The organism is Modestobacter marinus (genome assembly GCF_019799945.1).
In the GTDB taxonomy this organism is placed as follows: Bacteria; Actinomycetota; Actinomycetes; order Mycobacteriales; family Geodermatophilaceae; genus Modestobacter; species Modestobacter marinus_B.
In genome coordinates this window covers 20,686-35,676 of sequence record NZ_JABGCH010000001.1, presented here as the reverse complement: position 1 = coordinate 35,676, position 14,991 = coordinate 20,686, and the positions used below count along the sequence as shown (strand labels likewise).

At 74.9% G+C, this 14,991-nt stretch carries 9 protein-coding genes and 1 pseudogene; 6 read left to right on the top strand and 4 right to left on the bottom strand.

Going from position 1 to position 14,991, the window contains the following annotated elements; genetic code table 11:
• The first annotated feature begins 434 nt into the window (after positions 1 to 434).
• Both HK417_RS00155 and HK417_RS00150 read left to right on the top strand, forming a co-directional pair.
• The gene (locus HK417_RS00155) at positions 435 to 1,433 is read left to right on the top strand and encodes a hypothetical protein (RefSeq protein ID WP_222262121.1); all 999 of its coding nucleotides are present in this window, start codon (positions 435 to 437) and stop codon (positions 1,431 to 1,433) included.
• A 365-nt stretch (positions 1,434 to 1,798) separates the two neighbouring features.
• Positions 1,799 to 2,284, top strand: coding sequence for a hypothetical protein (locus tag HK417_RS00150; protein WP_222262119.1), 486 nt, complete (start codon positions 1,799 to 1,801; stop codon positions 2,282 to 2,284).
• Positions 2,285 to 2,419: 135 nt separating this feature from the next.
• On the opposite strand, the gene HK417_RS00145 is transcribed toward HK417_RS00150, so the two are convergent.
• Positions 2,420 to 2,770 carry a DUF7402 domain-containing protein gene (locus HK417_RS00145; RefSeq protein ID WP_222262117.1) on the bottom strand — a complete coding sequence of 117 codons (351 nt, stop codon included), beginning with the start codon at positions 2,768 to 2,770 and terminating at the stop codon, positions 2,420 to 2,422.
• Between the two features lie 62 nt (positions 2,771 to 2,832).
• Between HK417_RS00145 and HK417_RS00140 the strand changes: the two genes are divergently transcribed.
• Together HK417_RS00140 and HK417_RS00135 are read left to right on the top strand one after the other, a co-directional pair.
• Positions 2,833 to 3,021 carry a hypothetical protein gene (locus HK417_RS00140; protein ID WP_222262115.1) on the top strand — a complete coding sequence of 63 codons (189 nt, stop codon included), beginning with the start codon at positions 2,833 to 2,835 and terminating at the stop codon, positions 3,019 to 3,021.
• Between the two features lie 2 nt (positions 3,022 to 3,023).
• Positions 3,024 to 3,617 (top strand): metal-dependent hydrolase, encoded by a 594-nt coding sequence (locus tag HK417_RS00135; protein ID WP_222262113.1) that lies wholly within the window; start codon positions 3,024 to 3,026, stop codon positions 3,615 to 3,617.
• A 356-nt stretch (positions 3,618 to 3,973) separates the two neighbouring features.
• Here HK417_RS00135 and nrfD read toward each other — a convergent pair whose 3' ends face one another.
• From nrfD to fdh, 3 genes and pseudogenes are all read right to left on the bottom strand, one after another.
• A complete protein-coding gene (nrfD, locus tag HK417_RS00130; protein WP_308123276.1) occupies positions 3,974 to 5,131 on the bottom strand; it encodes an NrfD/PsrC family molybdoenzyme membrane anchor subunit in 1,158 nt (385 codons plus the stop codon).
• 40 nt (positions 5,132 to 5,171) lie between these two features.
• On the bottom strand, positions 5,172 to 6,242 hold the full coding sequence (locus HK417_RS00125) for a 4Fe-4S dicluster domain-containing protein (RefSeq protein ID WP_222262110.1): 1,071 nt from the start codon (positions 6,240 to 6,242) through the stop codon (positions 5,172 to 5,174).
• 25 nt (positions 6,243 to 6,267) lie between these two features.
• Positions 6,268 to 9,606 (bottom strand): annotated as a pseudogene (fdh, locus tag HK417_RS00120) (formate dehydrogenase).
• A gap of 120 nt (positions 9,607 to 9,726) precedes the next feature.
• Between fdh and HK417_RS00110 the strand changes: the two are divergent.
• Both HK417_RS00110 and HK417_RS00105 read left to right on the top strand, forming a co-directional pair.
• Positions 9,727 to 12,393, top strand: coding sequence for a putative bifunctional diguanylate cyclase/phosphodiesterase (locus HK417_RS00110; RefSeq protein ID WP_222262105.1), 2,667 nt, complete (start codon positions 9,727 to 9,729; stop codon positions 12,391 to 12,393).
• Positions 12,390 to 14,975 carry a diguanylate cyclase domain-containing protein gene (locus tag HK417_RS00105; RefSeq protein WP_222262103.1) on the top strand — a complete coding sequence of 862 codons (2,586 nt, stop codon included), beginning with the start codon at positions 12,390 to 12,392 and terminating at the stop codon, positions 14,973 to 14,975. Before HK417_RS00110 ends, HK417_RS00105 begins: the two co-directional genes overlap by 4 nt.
• Positions 14,976 to 14,991 lie beyond the last annotated feature (16 nt).

Sequence of the window (14,991 nt, the reverse complement as noted above, 5' to 3'; positions counted from 1 at the left end):
CTGGCGCCGAGCTCCCGACCGGGCGCGCGGACCATCGAACCATCCCGCAACGCCCCCTTCCAAGGGGCGCGAGCCGAGGACCTCGCAGGGAAGACCCACCACACCGAGGAGCGCCTCACGTTCGAGGGCGGGGTCGGTGGGGGCACGTCAGGGAGGCAGCCGCGCTGGTGGGACCTCCGGCGGCTGCAGCATCCACGGTGGCGCCCTTCTCACGTCAGCGCAGGCCTCGATGGTGGCGCCCTCTCACGTCAGCGCAGGCACGGGTCGCGCCAACGTGCCAGCGGGACCCGCCGCTCGACGCGATCACCGTCTCGGCCGTCGGACCTCGGCGTGTCGCACCGGACACGCGGTAACCGTTTGGGCACGGAGTGCCATGCGAATTACCGTGCTGGAAGTCGGTCCGCTGACCGACCGCCAGAGGGGGACGCAGGACGTTGCACGCCGCAGGACACGGCCCGGACACCGGCCGTCACCGCCGTATCGAGACACCGCCGGACACCGGTCGGCACCGCGCCGTCCTTCCGCCGCCGCTCCCCGAGCCGGTGCGGGGCCGGCACGCCGCCCTCGCCGCCGCTCCGGCGCCCGTGCGACGGCGGCACGCCGCTCCCGCCGAGGGCGGACCGGCGGCGCCGAGCCGGACACCGCAGCGCGTGATCGCCGCGGGGGCACTGCTTTGCATGGCGGCCGCACCGGTGCTCGCGCGCTCCGCGACCGGGCTGGGCATGAGCGACGCCGTGGCCGCCGAGATCGCGGCCGATCCGAGTCAGGCGGCGGCCACCCTCGAGGAGCTCAGCCGCGGCGGCGCCCTCGTCGGCGCGGCAGCGCTGAACGCCACACCCGACCTCATCTCCGCCACGTCGCTGCCGGACTCCACCGCCGGCCGGTGGCTCGCCGCGACCACCCCCGGCTGGCCGGTCCCCGGCGGCACCACGACGGCACCCGGCACGCCCGCGCCGGCCACGACCGCGACCGGCGCGACGGCGCCCGGCGCGACGGATGGGACGCCGGCGCCCGGAACCACGCCGGCGGACCCGCCGGGCACCGCTGAGGCGACGCCGGCCCCCGGTTCCCGGTCCGGCAGCGACCCGACGCCCACCCGCAGCCCCGAGCCCACCGGGCAGCCCGACGACGAGGACGACGAGGACGACGAGGACGACGAGGGCCCCGTCGCGTTCACCGTCCCGGACGTCGAGGAGCCCGAGGTCACCGAGCCCGAGGTCACCGAGCCCGAGGTCACCGAGCCCACCGAGGAGCCGGAACCGGAGACGACCCGCGAGCGACGTCGGGACCGCGACCGCGACGGCGGGTCCGCTCCGGGGGTTGACAGCTCGCCGTCGCCGACGAGCGCTCCGACGACGACGGCGACGACGGCCGCCGCCACCGCCACGCTGGACGCGGTGCTTGAGGAGCTGGCCGGGACCTTCGGCCGCTGACCGACCGGGCCCGCCGGTCCCGCTCCGCCGCCGAGGGGGGAGGTCGGCGACAGAGCGGAAGCGCGGGACCCGAGGCCGGGCGCGGGGGAGGCAGCCCGGCCCCGGGTCGATCAGGCGGGCCGGCGTCCTCCGCTGACGGTGGGTGACCGTCAGGGGTGGCGTTCCGGCCCGGGGACCAGTCAACGCTACGGACGGTCACCTCGACATCGCCCGTTCGGGGGGCCCTCTGACCGACTGTGACGTCCGCCCCGCCCGATCGGCTGACGGCGGCGGCCGAAACACCGGCCGTGCCCGGGCTCACCCCCGGGAGGGAGGCAGGGGACCTGGGGGTCAACCGGGCCGCCGTGCGTGACGACCATCCCGGCATGCCGATCGTGCCTCTGCGCCTCGACGCCGCCGTCGACGCGGTCACCCTGCTGCCCACCCGGGTGCACCTGCTCGAACGCATCACCGAGCGCGCGCCCACCTCCGCCGACGCCCCGGCCGCGCTGGTCCTCGTGGGCCTGCTCCGCCGGGACGACGGCCGGCCGCTGCCCGGCAGCGACCTGGACCGCATCGCCGGCCTGCTGTCCCGTTCCACCCGCGGCGACGACTGGCTCGCCCGCTCGGGCCCCACCGAGTTCGCCGTCCTGCTCGACGGTGCCGCCGCCGACGCCGAGACCGCGGCCCACCGGCTCGTCGCCGCCGTCGCCGCGGCCGGGGTCGGCGGCCTGACCGCCTGCGCGGGCATCGCCGGCATCTCCCCCGAGGCCTCCGCCGGCGAGGTGCACCGCCGGGCCATCCTGTGCCTGACCGCCGCGCGCAGCGTCGGCGGGGGCCGGGTCCTCCGCTACAGCGGCAGCCGCCGCTGACCGCGTGGGCCGTTCCTGGTGCGCCCGGGACGTCCGCCGAGCGGGCGGCCAGGCCGGGGGAACGACGCTGTCGCCTGGGTGGCGTCCACGTCCGCCTCCGGGACGACGGCGTTCACCATTCCGTCGCCGCCACAATCAGCGGATCTCACCGAGCGCCGGCGCGGACAGCCGAATGGGTGCTCGCAGCCAGGTGGCGACCCCGCCGTTCGGCGCCGCCCACTCGGCGGTGTGGTCGCCGGGACAGTCGTCGACGCAGCCGTCCACGGCCTTGGCTGCGGTCTGCCCGTCGGCCGGCTTCTCCGCCGAGGCGGTCAGGAAGATGACCGACGAGCAGCGGAGCGTGATCGCCGCTCGGACCTGGCGGGGTGCTGCGGGGCGACGACGAGATCGCCGGACACCGGACCACCGTTGGGTCGACGACGGACAGTCAACAGCTATCGTGCTGACGGGTGAGCGTTGACCCGTCGGGCGCGTCTTGGTCGCCATGGCCCGGCGGTGAGCAGAGGCGACACCGGACCCGTGCCCCTCTCGAGAGGACACACCCGGACGTGCGCCGTCTTCGGGTCGTCGACGGCCGCAGCACCACCCCGACGCGGCTGGCCCAGGTGGCCGAGGTGCAGATCCCCACGCCGCGGACCGCGACGTCGGTCGCGCGCGCCCCGCACATGATCCGCACCCCGGCCTTGGTCGCGAACGCCGCGGTGCCCGTGGGCGCCGGCTCCACCGTGACCGCCTGACCGTGGTCCCGGCGGCTGGCGGCAGCACCGCCCGGCACCGGGGCGCCCGCCCGCCGATGCGGGTGGCGCCGGCCTGGCCGGTCCTCGCCCTTCTCGTCGTCCTTGCACTGGACGCGGTCAAGGCCGCCCGCGCGTGGCCGGTTCCGGTGGTGGGGGTGCTCGACGAGCCGGCCCACCTGCTCACCGCCTGGCTGGTGCTGGCCGCCGTCCCGGCGCTCGCCGTACGGGTCCCGCTCCGCTGGGTGCTCGTCGGCGCCGTGGCCATCGACCTCGACCACCTGCCGCTCTACGCGTTCGGCGGCCCGGTCGCCGAGCCGGACGGCCGGCCGGTCACCCACTCGGCGCTCACCGTGCTCCTGATCCTGGCCGCCGCCCGGGTCCGTCCCCGGCACCGGCACCTGCTGCTCGGGCTGGCCACCGGCCTGGTGCTGCACCTGGTGCGCGACGTCGCCGGCGGCCCCGGCATCCCGCTGCTCTGGCCGCTCGCCGACGCCGGCGTGCGCGTGCCGTACGGGGTGCTCGCCGCCGTCCTGCTGTTCGCCACCACGGTCGCCACGACCCGTGCCCTGCGCGCCCGGCGGGGCGCTGACGGATGACCCGCGCCTACTTCCGCCGGCGCCGCCGCGCCGAGGGCCGCTCCGAGGCCGTGGTCAGCACGCTGGCCGGGCAGGACGCACCGGAGTCCGAGCGCGGCTACGTGCTGCGCACCCTCCCCGCGGCGGCGTGGCGCGCGCCTGGGCGATCGTCGAGGGGACGGCGCTCACCGCGGGCAGCTACGCGCTGGCCCGGCTGCGCGCCCGCCGCGGCTGATCCGCTCCGCCGTCCCTCCGTTCGCGACGGGACGACGGCCTGGGCAGCATGGCGCTGCGGTCGGCCGGGGTCTCGGCGTCCAGCCGCTCCCCGGTCTGCGCCCCGACCCGGCGCGGCGCCGGCCGGGCCCGTCCCGATGTGCTCAGCGGACGACGGAGCGGGCCTCGTCCTCCCCCACCGCCCGACCGGCCGCCCGCTGGTCGAGCCGCTCCCGCTGTGGGACGACGACGTACTTCGGGTCCTTGGTGCTGGCGATGCCCGCCTCGAAGACGCCCATCCGGGTGAGCAGCGAGCCGGCCGCGAGCAGCACCCCGCCGAGCACCGAGCCGCCCCGCTTCCGGCCGAGCAGCGCGGTGACCGACGCACCGGTGACCGTCGCCGCGCGGGCCGCGCGGAGCAGCGTCCCCGCCTTGCCCTCGTGGTACGGCTCGCTGAGCAGGCCGTGACCGTGCTCGACCCGCTGGATCGCGGCCAGCTCGATCGCCACGCCCGTCAGCGCCACCTTGCGCGCCGGCCCGTTCTCCTCGACCGGGGTCAGCGCCATGGTGAGGCCACCGCCGGCCGCCATCGCGGAGCCCGCGAAGACGAAGGGCAGCTCCGCGTGGGCCTCGTGCCAGCTCGGCGCGGCGGTGTTCGCGATGAGCACCGCGGTATAGGTCGCCATCGGCCCGCCGAAGACCCCGGCGCCCACGGCCGAGGCCTTGCGCAGCGCCGGAAAGGTCCCGGCCAGTCGCGGCAGGAACGGCAGCACTTTCGCCGCGGTGCCGAGAACCGGCCGGAGCTCCAGCAGCCGCACCCCGGCGGCGGCCGCGGCCAGGGCGCTGAACGGCGAGAGGATGTAGGACCCGACCGACAGCGGCGAGGTCGGCTTGAACACCCGCAGCATGTGCAGGAACCGCTCCGGCCGGCCCAGGTCGTCGATCAGCAGCACCACCGACGCCAGGGCCCCGGCGCCCGCCACGTACTCGGCGTTGCGGGCCAGCTTCGGCCGGCCGGTGAACTCGGCGAGCGCGGCGATCACCGACGACGTCCCGGCCGCCCCGCCGAGGAAGAAGTAGATCGGGACCTCGGGGTTCTTCCAGGTCGGCGTCTTGACGATCTGCCGGCCGTAGTACGAGGTGAACTCCGCCTCGGGCACCATCGCGGCCTCGCGGTTGCCGCCGCCCCAGCCACCGCCGTTGCCCCGCCGGCGCTTGCGCGGCGGCCGGGTCACGTCCGCGCCGCCGGCCCGGTGCCAGCCGGCACCCGGCGTTCCCGGCGCCTCGCCCGCGGGCTCGTTCCCGGTCGGCTGCTCGCTCACGCCCGTCCTCCTCGGGGCAGAGATGGCCATTTCTGCCCACTCACGAGCGCCGCCGCCCCACGAACGCCGACGCCACGACGCCGACGATCATCGCCGCCCCGGCCGCGGCCGCCTTCCACATCGCGGGGAGGTCCCGGGTCGTGACGATCGGGTCCGGCGGGAAGCCGTACACCTCCGGCTCGTCGAGGAGCAGGAAGAACGCGCCGGCACCGCCGACACCGTCGCTCTCGTCCCGGCCGTAGAGCCGTGCGGTCTCCACGCCCTGGCCCTGGAGCGTGGCCAGCCGGGCGTCGGCCCGGGCCTGCAGCTCGTCGAGGTCACCGAACTGGATGGACTGGGTCGGGCAGGCGGTGGCACACGCGGGCATCAGGCCGTCGGTGAGCCGGTCGTAGCACATCGTGCACTTGAAGGCCCGGCCGTCGTCCTTCCGGACGTCGATGACGCCGTACGGGCAGGCCGAGACGCAGTAGCCGCAGCCGTTGCAGATGTCTCCCTGCACGACGACCGTGCCGAACTCGGTGCGGAACAGCGCACCCGTCGGGCAGACGTCCAGGCAGCCGGCGTGCGTGCAGTGCTTGCACACGTCGGAGGACATCAGCCAGCGGATCTGCTTGTCGGTGCCGCTCTGCCCGGTCTGCGGGTCGTACTCGCTGAGCGCCTCGGCGTTGAGCACGCTGGCCTGGTTCCGCGCCAGGCTATCCGGGTCGTCCCCCCGCGCCAGGTGCGGCGTGGAGGCGTCGTCCGTGCGGTCGTCCCCCGGGCGGCGGTGAGTGGGCATCGGCAGGTCGACGGCGCGGCTCTGCTCGATGAACGCCACGTGCCGCCACGAGTTGGCCCCGAGCATCCCGGTGTTGTCGTAGGACATGCCGGACAGGCCGATCTGGTCCTTGACGCCGTGCGAGTCGTCCATCGGGAGCGTGTTCCACTCCTTGCAGGCCACCTCGCAGGCCTTGCAGCCGATGCAGACCGACGTGTCGGTGAAGAACCCCACCCGGCGCGGGTGGTCGTCGGTGTAGCCCGCCTCGGCCGAGACATCGGGCAGCGGCCCGAACAGGCGGTTGCTCTCGTCCCGGCCGCTGAGGGCCGGGCTCGCCGAACTGACCCAGCTCATGCCCGGCCTCCTCTCGCTGTCGACGTCATGGGCTCTCGACCCGCGGCTGCTCGCTGCCGGCGGGCTCGCGGCCGTTCACCCCGACCTTCCCGGACGCGACGCCGGCCCGCCGCCGGTAGTCCTCCACGAACTCCAGCAGCTCCGGCCCGCGCGGCCGGCGGCCCGGCCGGATGTCGCAGGTGGACACCTTCGACTCCTGGATGTGCGTGTTCGGGTCGAGCACGATCCCGAGCAGGTCGTTGGCCGCGTCGCCGGTGGAGATCCCGGTGTAGGACCAGTGGTAGGGCATGCCGATCTGGTGCACGACCTGGCCGTCGCGCAGCTTGATCGGCCGCATCCGCTCGGTGACCAGCACCCGGGCCTCCACCGCGCTCCGTGCGCTGACCAGCGTGGCGTACTCGCCGTTAACCAGGCCGCGCTCGGCGGCGAGCTCGGGGCTCACCTCGACGAAGAACTCCGGCTGGAGCTCCGCCAGGTACGGCAGCGTCCGGCTCATCGCGCCCGCGGTGTGGTGCTCGGTCAGCCGGTACGTGGTGACGGCGTACGGGTAGACGTCGCTGCGGTCCGGGTTGGCCCGGTTCCACGGGCCGTTGATCCGCTCGACCCCCGGGTTGGACTGCTGCGCGTACAGCGCGTTCCCCACCGGCGACTCGAGCGGCTCGTAGTGCGTCGGCAGCGGGCCGTCGACCACGCCGGCCGGCGCGAACAGCCAGGCCTTCCCGTCGCCCTGCATGACGAACGGGTCGTTGCCGGCCAGCGCGTCCTGCGCCCGGGCACCCTCCGGCGGCACGTAGTCCGGCCGCTTGGTCGCCTCGAAGTCGGGGACGTCGTCGCCGGTCCAGCGACCGGCCTCCTCGTCCCACCACACGTACTTCTTGCGCTCGCTCCACGGCTTGCCGTCCGGGTCGGCGGAGGCCCGGTTGTAGAGCATCCGGCGGTTGAGCGGCCACGCCCAGCCCCACTCGGACGCCACCGGCCCCTGCTCGGTGCGCGGCTTGCGCCGGGCGGCCTGGTTGACCTCGTCGGCGTAGACGCCGGTGTAGATCCAGCAGCCACCGCTGGTCGACCCGTCGTCCTTCATGTCCAGGTAGGTCGACAGCGCGCGGCCGTCGGGCCCCACGCCGTTGATCTCGCGGAGCACCGACGCCGCGTCGGGGTCGGCGGTCTCGCCGTGGGTCGGGTAGTCCCAGGTCATGGCCAGGAGGGCCCGGTCCCGCGGGTCCGCGGAGTCCTTCAGCCGGTCCCGGAGGATCCGGCCCAGGTGGAAGTAGAACCACAGGTCGCTGCGCGCGTCGGCCGGCGGCTCGACCGCCTTGACCCGCCACTGCAGCAGGCGCTGCGTCTGGGTGAAGGTGCCGTCCTTCTCCACGTGCGTGGCGGCCGGCATGAAGAAGACCTCGGTGCCGATCGTCTCCGGGGACATCTCCCCCGTCTCGATCTCCGGGCCCTCCTTCCAGAAGGTCGCCGACTCGATCATCTGCAGGTCGCGGACCACCAGCCAGTCGAGGTTGGCCAGCCCGAACCGGTTCATCCGGCTGTTCGGGTGCCCGACCGTGGGGTTCTCCCCGACCAGGAAGTACCCGGAGACCTCGCCGGCGATCATCCGGGCGATCGTCTGGTACGAGCTGTGGTCGCCGTTGATCTTCGGGATGAGGTCGAAGCAGAAGTCGTTCTCCGGCTGCGCCGCGTCGCCGAACCAGGCCTTGAGCAGGCTGACCATGTAGGCCCGCTTGTTGCCCCAGAAGCCGGCCTTGCCGGCGGCGTCGGCGCAGTAGTCGTCCAGCGACCCGTGCTGGGCGGCGTGCGGCATCGGCAGGTAGCCGGGCAGCAGGTTGAACAGCGTCGGGACGTCGGTCGACCCCTGGATGCTGGCGTGCCCGCGCAGCGCCATGATCCCGCCCCCGGGGCGGCCCATGTTGCCCAACAGCGTCTGCAGGATCGAGCAGGTGCGGATGTACTGCGCGCCCACGCTGTGCTGCGTCCAGCCCACCGAGTACACCCACGCCGTCGTCCGGTCGCGGTTGCTGTTCGCGGTGACCCACTGCGCGACCTGCTCGAACACCTCCGGCTCGATGCCGCAGACCTCGGACACCATCTCCGGGGTGTAGCGGTCGAAGTGCCGCCGCAGGATCTGGAAGACGCTGCGCGGGTGCTGCAGCGTCTCGTCCCGCTTCGGCTTGGCCGGGATCGGCGGGCCACCGCTGCCGGCGGCGTCGGCCTGCTTGGCGTCCTTGACCGACTCCTGCTGCCCCGACCGTTCCTGCTCGGCAGCCCTCGCCGGGTCGTCGGAGCTGGCGTGCTCCGGCTCGACCGGCTCGTACTGCCAGCTCGCCTGGTCGTAGGTGCGGCTCTCCGGGTCGAAGCCGGAGAACAGGCCGTCGAGGTCCTCGGCGTCGACGAAGTCCTCGCCCACCAGCGCCGCGGCGTTGGTGTAGGCGACCACGTACTCCTTGAAGTACAGGTCGTTGTCCAGGACGTACTTGATCAACCCGCCGAGGAACGCGATGTCGGTGCCGATCCGGATCGGCACGTGCAGGTCGGCGATCGCACTCGTCCGCGTGAACCGCGGGTCGATGTGGACGATCTTGGCGCCCCTGGCCTTCGCCTCGGACACCCACTGGAAGCCGACCGGATGGCACTCGGCCATGTTCGAACCCTCGATGACGATGCAGTCGGAGTTCGCCAGGTCTTCCAGGAAGTTGGTTGCGCCACCACGGCCGAACGAGGCTCCCAGACCGGGAACCGTGGAGGAGTGCTATATGCGGGCCTGGTTCTCGATCTGTATCGCGCCCAGGGCGCTGTACAGCTTCTTCATCAGGTAGTTCTCTTCGTTGTCCAGCGTCGCGCCGCCCAGGCTGGCGATGCCCATCGTGCGGTTGACGCGCCGGCCCTCGTCCGCGTCCTGCCAGCCCTTGTCCCGGGCGGCCAGCACGCGGTCGGCGATCATCTCCATCGCCGTGTCGAGGTCGAGGTCCTCCCAGTCCGTCCCGTACGGCCGGCGGTACTTGACCGTGGTGACCCGGGTGGGGCTGGTGACCAGCTGCTTGCTCGCGCTGCCCTTGGGGCACAGCCGGCCGCGGCTGATCGGCGAGTCCGGGTCGCCCTCGATCTGGACGACCCGCTCGTCCTTCACGTACACGTTCTGCGCGCACCCCACGGCGCAGTACGGGCAGACCGACTTCACGACCCGGTCGGCGGTCGCGGTGCGGCTGACCACCTGCTCGGTCGCCTTGCTGCGTGCGGCCCTGCCCCGCCCCAGCGGGTCGGACCCGGTGAGCTGCCGGTACACCGGCCACGCGTCGAGCCACGTCTTCACGCAGGCAGTTTGCCACCTGCGGGGACGCCCCGCGCGTCCGGTCGCCATGACCAACGTGGTGACTTTGGAGCCCCCAGCACACCGGTGCGGACACCTCCCTCCCCCGCCGGGGTGAGGACGTCGACCGGCCCGTTCACTCGAGACGGTCCAGTTCCGAGAACAAGAAACGTGAGCTCCGCCATCCTCGTCGACCCCGTCCGTGCCGGGGGCTCCCCGGTCAGGGGTGCCTCGGCCGGGCTGGCGCGACCCCTCGTCCTGACGCTCGTGGCCGCCGCCGTCACCACCGTCCCCGGCTTCGTGCTGCCGCCGGCCGGCAGCACGCTCACGGTGGTCCTCACCTTCGGCGCCGTCCTCGGCCTCAGCGTGCTGCTGGCCGTCCGCGCGCCGCGCACCGGGCACGCGCGCGCCTGGCGCTGGTTCGCCGCGTCGGTCGCGGTCAGCGGCCTGGGTGCCGCCCTGGCCGGCGGGCTGCTGCCGGCCGGGTCCATGGCGCTGGGCAGCCTCCCCGGACAGCTGCTCGCGGTGCCGGCGGTCCTGCACCTGCTGGACCGGAACTCGGTGCGCACCGCCCGCGCCCAGCTGGCCTGCTCGCTGGCGCTCTTCGTCGTCGCGGACCTGCTGCTGGTCCACAGCGTGTTCCGGCTGACCATCGCCGACCCCGTCCTGCTGTCGGCGACGCAGACGGGAACGCTGTTCGTCCTCCTGCTGAGCACCGCGGTCGGCACCGGCCTCGCGCTGGTGCTGATCTCGGTGAGCTCCCCCGCCGACCGGCGGGTCGGGCTGCTGGTCCTGGCGGCGCAGCTGGCCGCGACCGTCGCCAGCGGGCTGTGCTCGATCACCGCCGGCCCCGCCGGGCTGCACCTGCTGGCCTCCGGCGTGAGCGTCCTCGGGCTGGGCCTGCTCGCCATCGCCTGCCGCGGCGACCGGCCCGGCGAGCGGCCGCGCGTCCCCGCCCCCGGCACCGGCGGCTCGGAGCTGGCCGCCCTGCTGCCGCACGTGACCGCGATGCTTGCGGGGTCGCTGCTGCTGGTCAGCGTGTGGCGCACCCGCGAGCTGCACCCGTCCGCCGTCCTGCTCGGCGTGTTCGGACTGGCCGTGCTGGCCCTCCACCAGGGCATCTCGGGTCGGGCCCAGCGGCGGCTGACCGCCGAGCTGCAGCGCAGCGAGGCCTCGTTCCACACCCTGGTGCGGGGCAGCGCCGACCCGGTCGTGATCCTCGACGAGGACCTGCGGGTCCAGTGGGTGTCCCCGGCGATCACCGGAATGCTGGGCGTGGACCCCGCGAGCGCCGTGGGGCTCTCGATCGCCGGCGTCGTCCACACCGACGACACGAGCGACCTGCTGCACCCGGCGCCCGCCACCCCGGACGGGGAGTGCGCCGCGGCCAAAACCCGCACCGTCCGGGTGCGGCACGTGGACGGCCGCTGGCGGCTGGTCCAGGCCCGCGTGCACGACCTGCGCAGCGACCCCGACGTCGGCGCGCTCGTCGTCTACTGCCGCGACGTGACCCCGACCGGGCCGCGGGCCACCGCTCCGGAACCGGCCGTCCTCACCACCGTCGACCCGGCCACCGGGCTGCCCAACCGCGCCGCGTTCACCCAGCGGCTGACCTCCGTCCTGCGCGGGACCGCGCCGCACGGCACCTCGCTGGTCGTCCTCGGCGTCGACGGGCTGCCCGCGACCGGCGACGGCGCGGCGGCGGCGGTCCTCGGCGAGCTCACCACCCGCTTCGCCCGGGCGCTGCGCGGCGACGACTGGCTGGCCCGCACCGGCGAGGACCAGTTCGCCGTGCTGGTGACCGGCACCGTGGCCGACGCCGAGGTGGTCGCCACCCGGCTGGTCACCGCGGTGGAGGGGCAGCCCGCCGTCGGCGTCCGGCTCTCCGCGGGCGCCGGGGTCACCGCGCTGGCCGCCGACGTCGACGCCGGCGAGGCGCTGCGCTGGGGCGACCTGGCGCTGCGCAGCGCCCGCGCCGCCGGGCCCGGCCGGGTCCGCCGCCACTCCGACGCGCTGCACCTCACCCGGCGCCGGGAGGAGAGCTTGCGCGCCGATCTGGAGCGGGCGCTCACCGACGGCCAGCTGCACCTGGTGTTCCAGCCGGTCGTCGACCTGGCGCTGCGACGCACCGCCTCGGTCGAGGCGTTGCTCCGCTGGACGCACCCGGTCTACGGCAGGATCTCCCCGGCCGAGTTCATCCCCCTTGCCGAGGAGTCCCCGCTGATCAACGAGGTCGGCCGCTGGGTCCTCGCGCAGGCGACCGCGACGGTTGCCGCGCTGCCCCACACAGACCTGGTCGTGGCGGTCAACATCTCGGCGCGGCACGTCCGCAGCGGGGAACTGGTGGACGACGTCCTCGCCGCGCTGGCCGCCAGCGGGCTGCCCGCCGGCCGGCTGGTCCTGGAGATCACCGAGTCCCTGCTGCTCGACGACGGCCACGTCGTCGCCGACCTGGATCGGCTGCGCCGGCTGGGCGTGCGGATCGCGGTCGACGACTTCGGCACCGGCTGGTCGTCGCTGGCCTATCTGGCCGGCCTGCCCATCGACGTGCTCAAGATGGACCGGCACTTCCTCGCCGACGTGGAACACGACCGGCAGCGCCGCGCGTTGTGCGCCTCAGTCCTGCACCTGGGCGCCAGCCTGGGCCTGGCCGTGGTCGTGGAGGGCGTGGAGACGGAGGCGGAGCTGCAGCTGCTGCGCGACATGGGGCACCGGTTCGTCCAGGGCTTCCTGCTCGCCCACCCGCTGCCGGCTCCCGCGCTGGTCCACGACCTCCCGGGCCGTCCCGCGCCGGACGCCGTCCTGCCCGTGCACCACGGTGCCGGGGGTGCGTCGTGAACGGCCCCGTCCGTCACGCCGTGCTGGCGACGCTGGCCGGACTGCTGGCGCTCGCGGTCGGGGCATCCGCCCCCGCCGACGCCCCGTGGGGCAACCTGGTCCTCACCGCGGTGTCCGGCTGGACCGCCTGGCGCGTGCACCGGCTCACCCGCCGTCTCGACGGCGGCCACCGGCCGTGGCAGGTCCTGTCCGTCGCCTCCCTGCTCTTCGCCCTCACCAACCTGCTCAGCGCCACCGGGCTGGACGGTGAGGACGGCGGCCCGGCCACCGGGGACCTCGTCCTCGTGCTGGCCACGCTCGGGCTGTCGTTGAGCTGCGTGCTGCTGGCCGGGCACGGCACCGGCGGCCGCTGGCACGTGCTCGCGCTCGACGGCGCCACCGTGGTCGCGGCCCTCATCGTGATGGCCGACGTCCTGCTCATCTCCCCTGCCTTCCGCGCCGACCCGGTCGACAGCACGCTGCTGCTCGCCTACGGCGCCTACCCCGCCTTCTCCGTCGGGCTCGCCGCCGCGCTGTGCACCGTGTCGGCCACCGCCCTGCGCCGCTCGGCGACCGCGCTGGCCGTGATGATCACGCTGCTGGGGCTGGCCTCCGCGCTGTTCTCGGTCTCCGTCGTGCAGTCCGCGCGGACGTGGGAGCTGGCCGCGGACGTCGCCGTCCTGCTGGCCATGGTCAGCGGGGTGCTGGCCGTCGAGCTGGTCCCGCCGGGCCGGGACGGCGACCCCGCCGCCAGCCGGCCCACGGTGAACCCGGTCGGCCTGGTGCTCCAGGTCGGCGCGCTCGTGGGGGTGCCGGCCACCCTGCTGGCCGCGGTCGTCTTCGACCTGCCCGTCGGGCCGGTCACGATCATCGGCACCGCGGTCCTGCTGAGCCTGCTGGTGGTGCGCCTGTTCGACCGGATCCGGGACAGCGGGCGCATCCGCGACGACCTGCTCCGCAGTGAGGAGGACTTCCGCGGGCTGGTGGAGGCCAGCACCGACGGCGTGGCGATCGTCGACGCCGACCTGCGGCTGGAGTTCACCTCGCCGGCCGCGCGCACCCTGCTGGGCATCGACCCGGACGGCGACCGCCACCCGGGCCTGCTCGACCTGCTGCCCACCGAGGACCGGGCCCGCGTGCTCCGCGAGCTCACCGCGGCCGGCGGCGAGGCGAACCCCGTCGTCTCCCTCCGGGTGCCGCGGGCCCCCGGCGAGTTCCGCGACCTCGAGGTCACCCACCACGAGCGGCCCGGCAGCGACCGGCGGGTCCTGCAGCTGCGCGACGTCAGCACCCGCCGCCGCCGCGAGCGCGAGCTGGAGCGGATGGCCTTCACCGACCACCTGACCCGGCTGCCCAACCGGGCCATGCTCTTCCGGGAGCTGGCCACGCTGAGCGCCGCCTCGGACGAGCGGAGCCTGCTGGTGCTCGACCTGGACGGCTTCAAGGCGGTCAACGACACCGCCGGGCACGAGGCCGGTGACCTGCTGCTGATCGAGGTCGCCCGGCGCCTGCAGGGGCTGCTGCGCAGCGAGGACCTGGTCGCCCGGCTGGGCGGCGACGAGTTCGCCGTCCTGGTCGTCGGGGACGAGGAGGCGGCCGTGGAGGCCGCCCGGCGGATCGTCGAGGTGCTCGCCCAGCCCTGCCGGGTGGGCGACCGGACCTTCATCGTCGGCGCCAGCGTCGGCGTGGCCCGCGTGCACCCCGGCGGCGGGCAGCTGGCCTTCCGCGAGGCGGACACCGCCCTGCGCACGGCCAAGGAGGCCGGCAAGGGCTGCTGGCGGGTGCACACCGCCGACCTGGTCGGGCAGGCCGCCGCCAGCAGGGACGTCGCGTCCGCGCTGGCCGAGGGCGAGGTGCAGCTGCGGTTCGACGCGATCGCCCACGGCGACACCGGGGTCATCTCCGCGGTGCGCGCCCAGCCGGTGTGGGTGCACCCCGGGCTCGGCGTGCTGCCGGCACCGGAGCTGTGGGCCGCGGCCGAGCGGCAGGGCCAGACGGCCGCGCTGCAGCAGTGGGTGGTCCGCACGGCCTGCCGCGAGGCGGTCGCGCTCGACCGGGAGCTGCTGGTGACCGTCGACCTGCCGGCCGGCCTGGTGCACGCCGACGAGCTGCCCGGCGAGGTGGCGGCGGCGCTGGCCCTCAGCGGGCTGGCCCCCTCCCGGCTGGTGCTCTCCTTCACCGAGGAGGTGCTGCAGACGTCCTCGGCCGCGCTCATCCCCGCGCTGCTGACGCTGCACGAGGCCGAGGTGCGGCTGGCGCTGGACGACTACGGCATGGGGTCCACCCTCTGGGCGCTGCTGGCCCGGGTGCCGCTGGACGTCGTCATGGTGGATATGCGGGCGCTCGACGTCCCCCGCCACCCCGGGCGGAGCCTGCAGGTGCTCACCGCGATCGCGCGCAGCGCCCACGGCTTCGGCCTGGACACCGTGGCCACCGAGGTCGACTCGCCGGAGATGCTGGCCGACGTCCGCGCCGGCGGGCTCGTGTCGGTCACCGGCGCGGTGCTGCCGACCGCGCTGACCGCCGCCCAGCTCGCGGTGCTCCTCCGGCACCCGTCCTCGGCGGTCGCGCTGCCGGCGTCCCGGTCGCACGCGGAAGTCTGATGACCCGGGCGCTCGC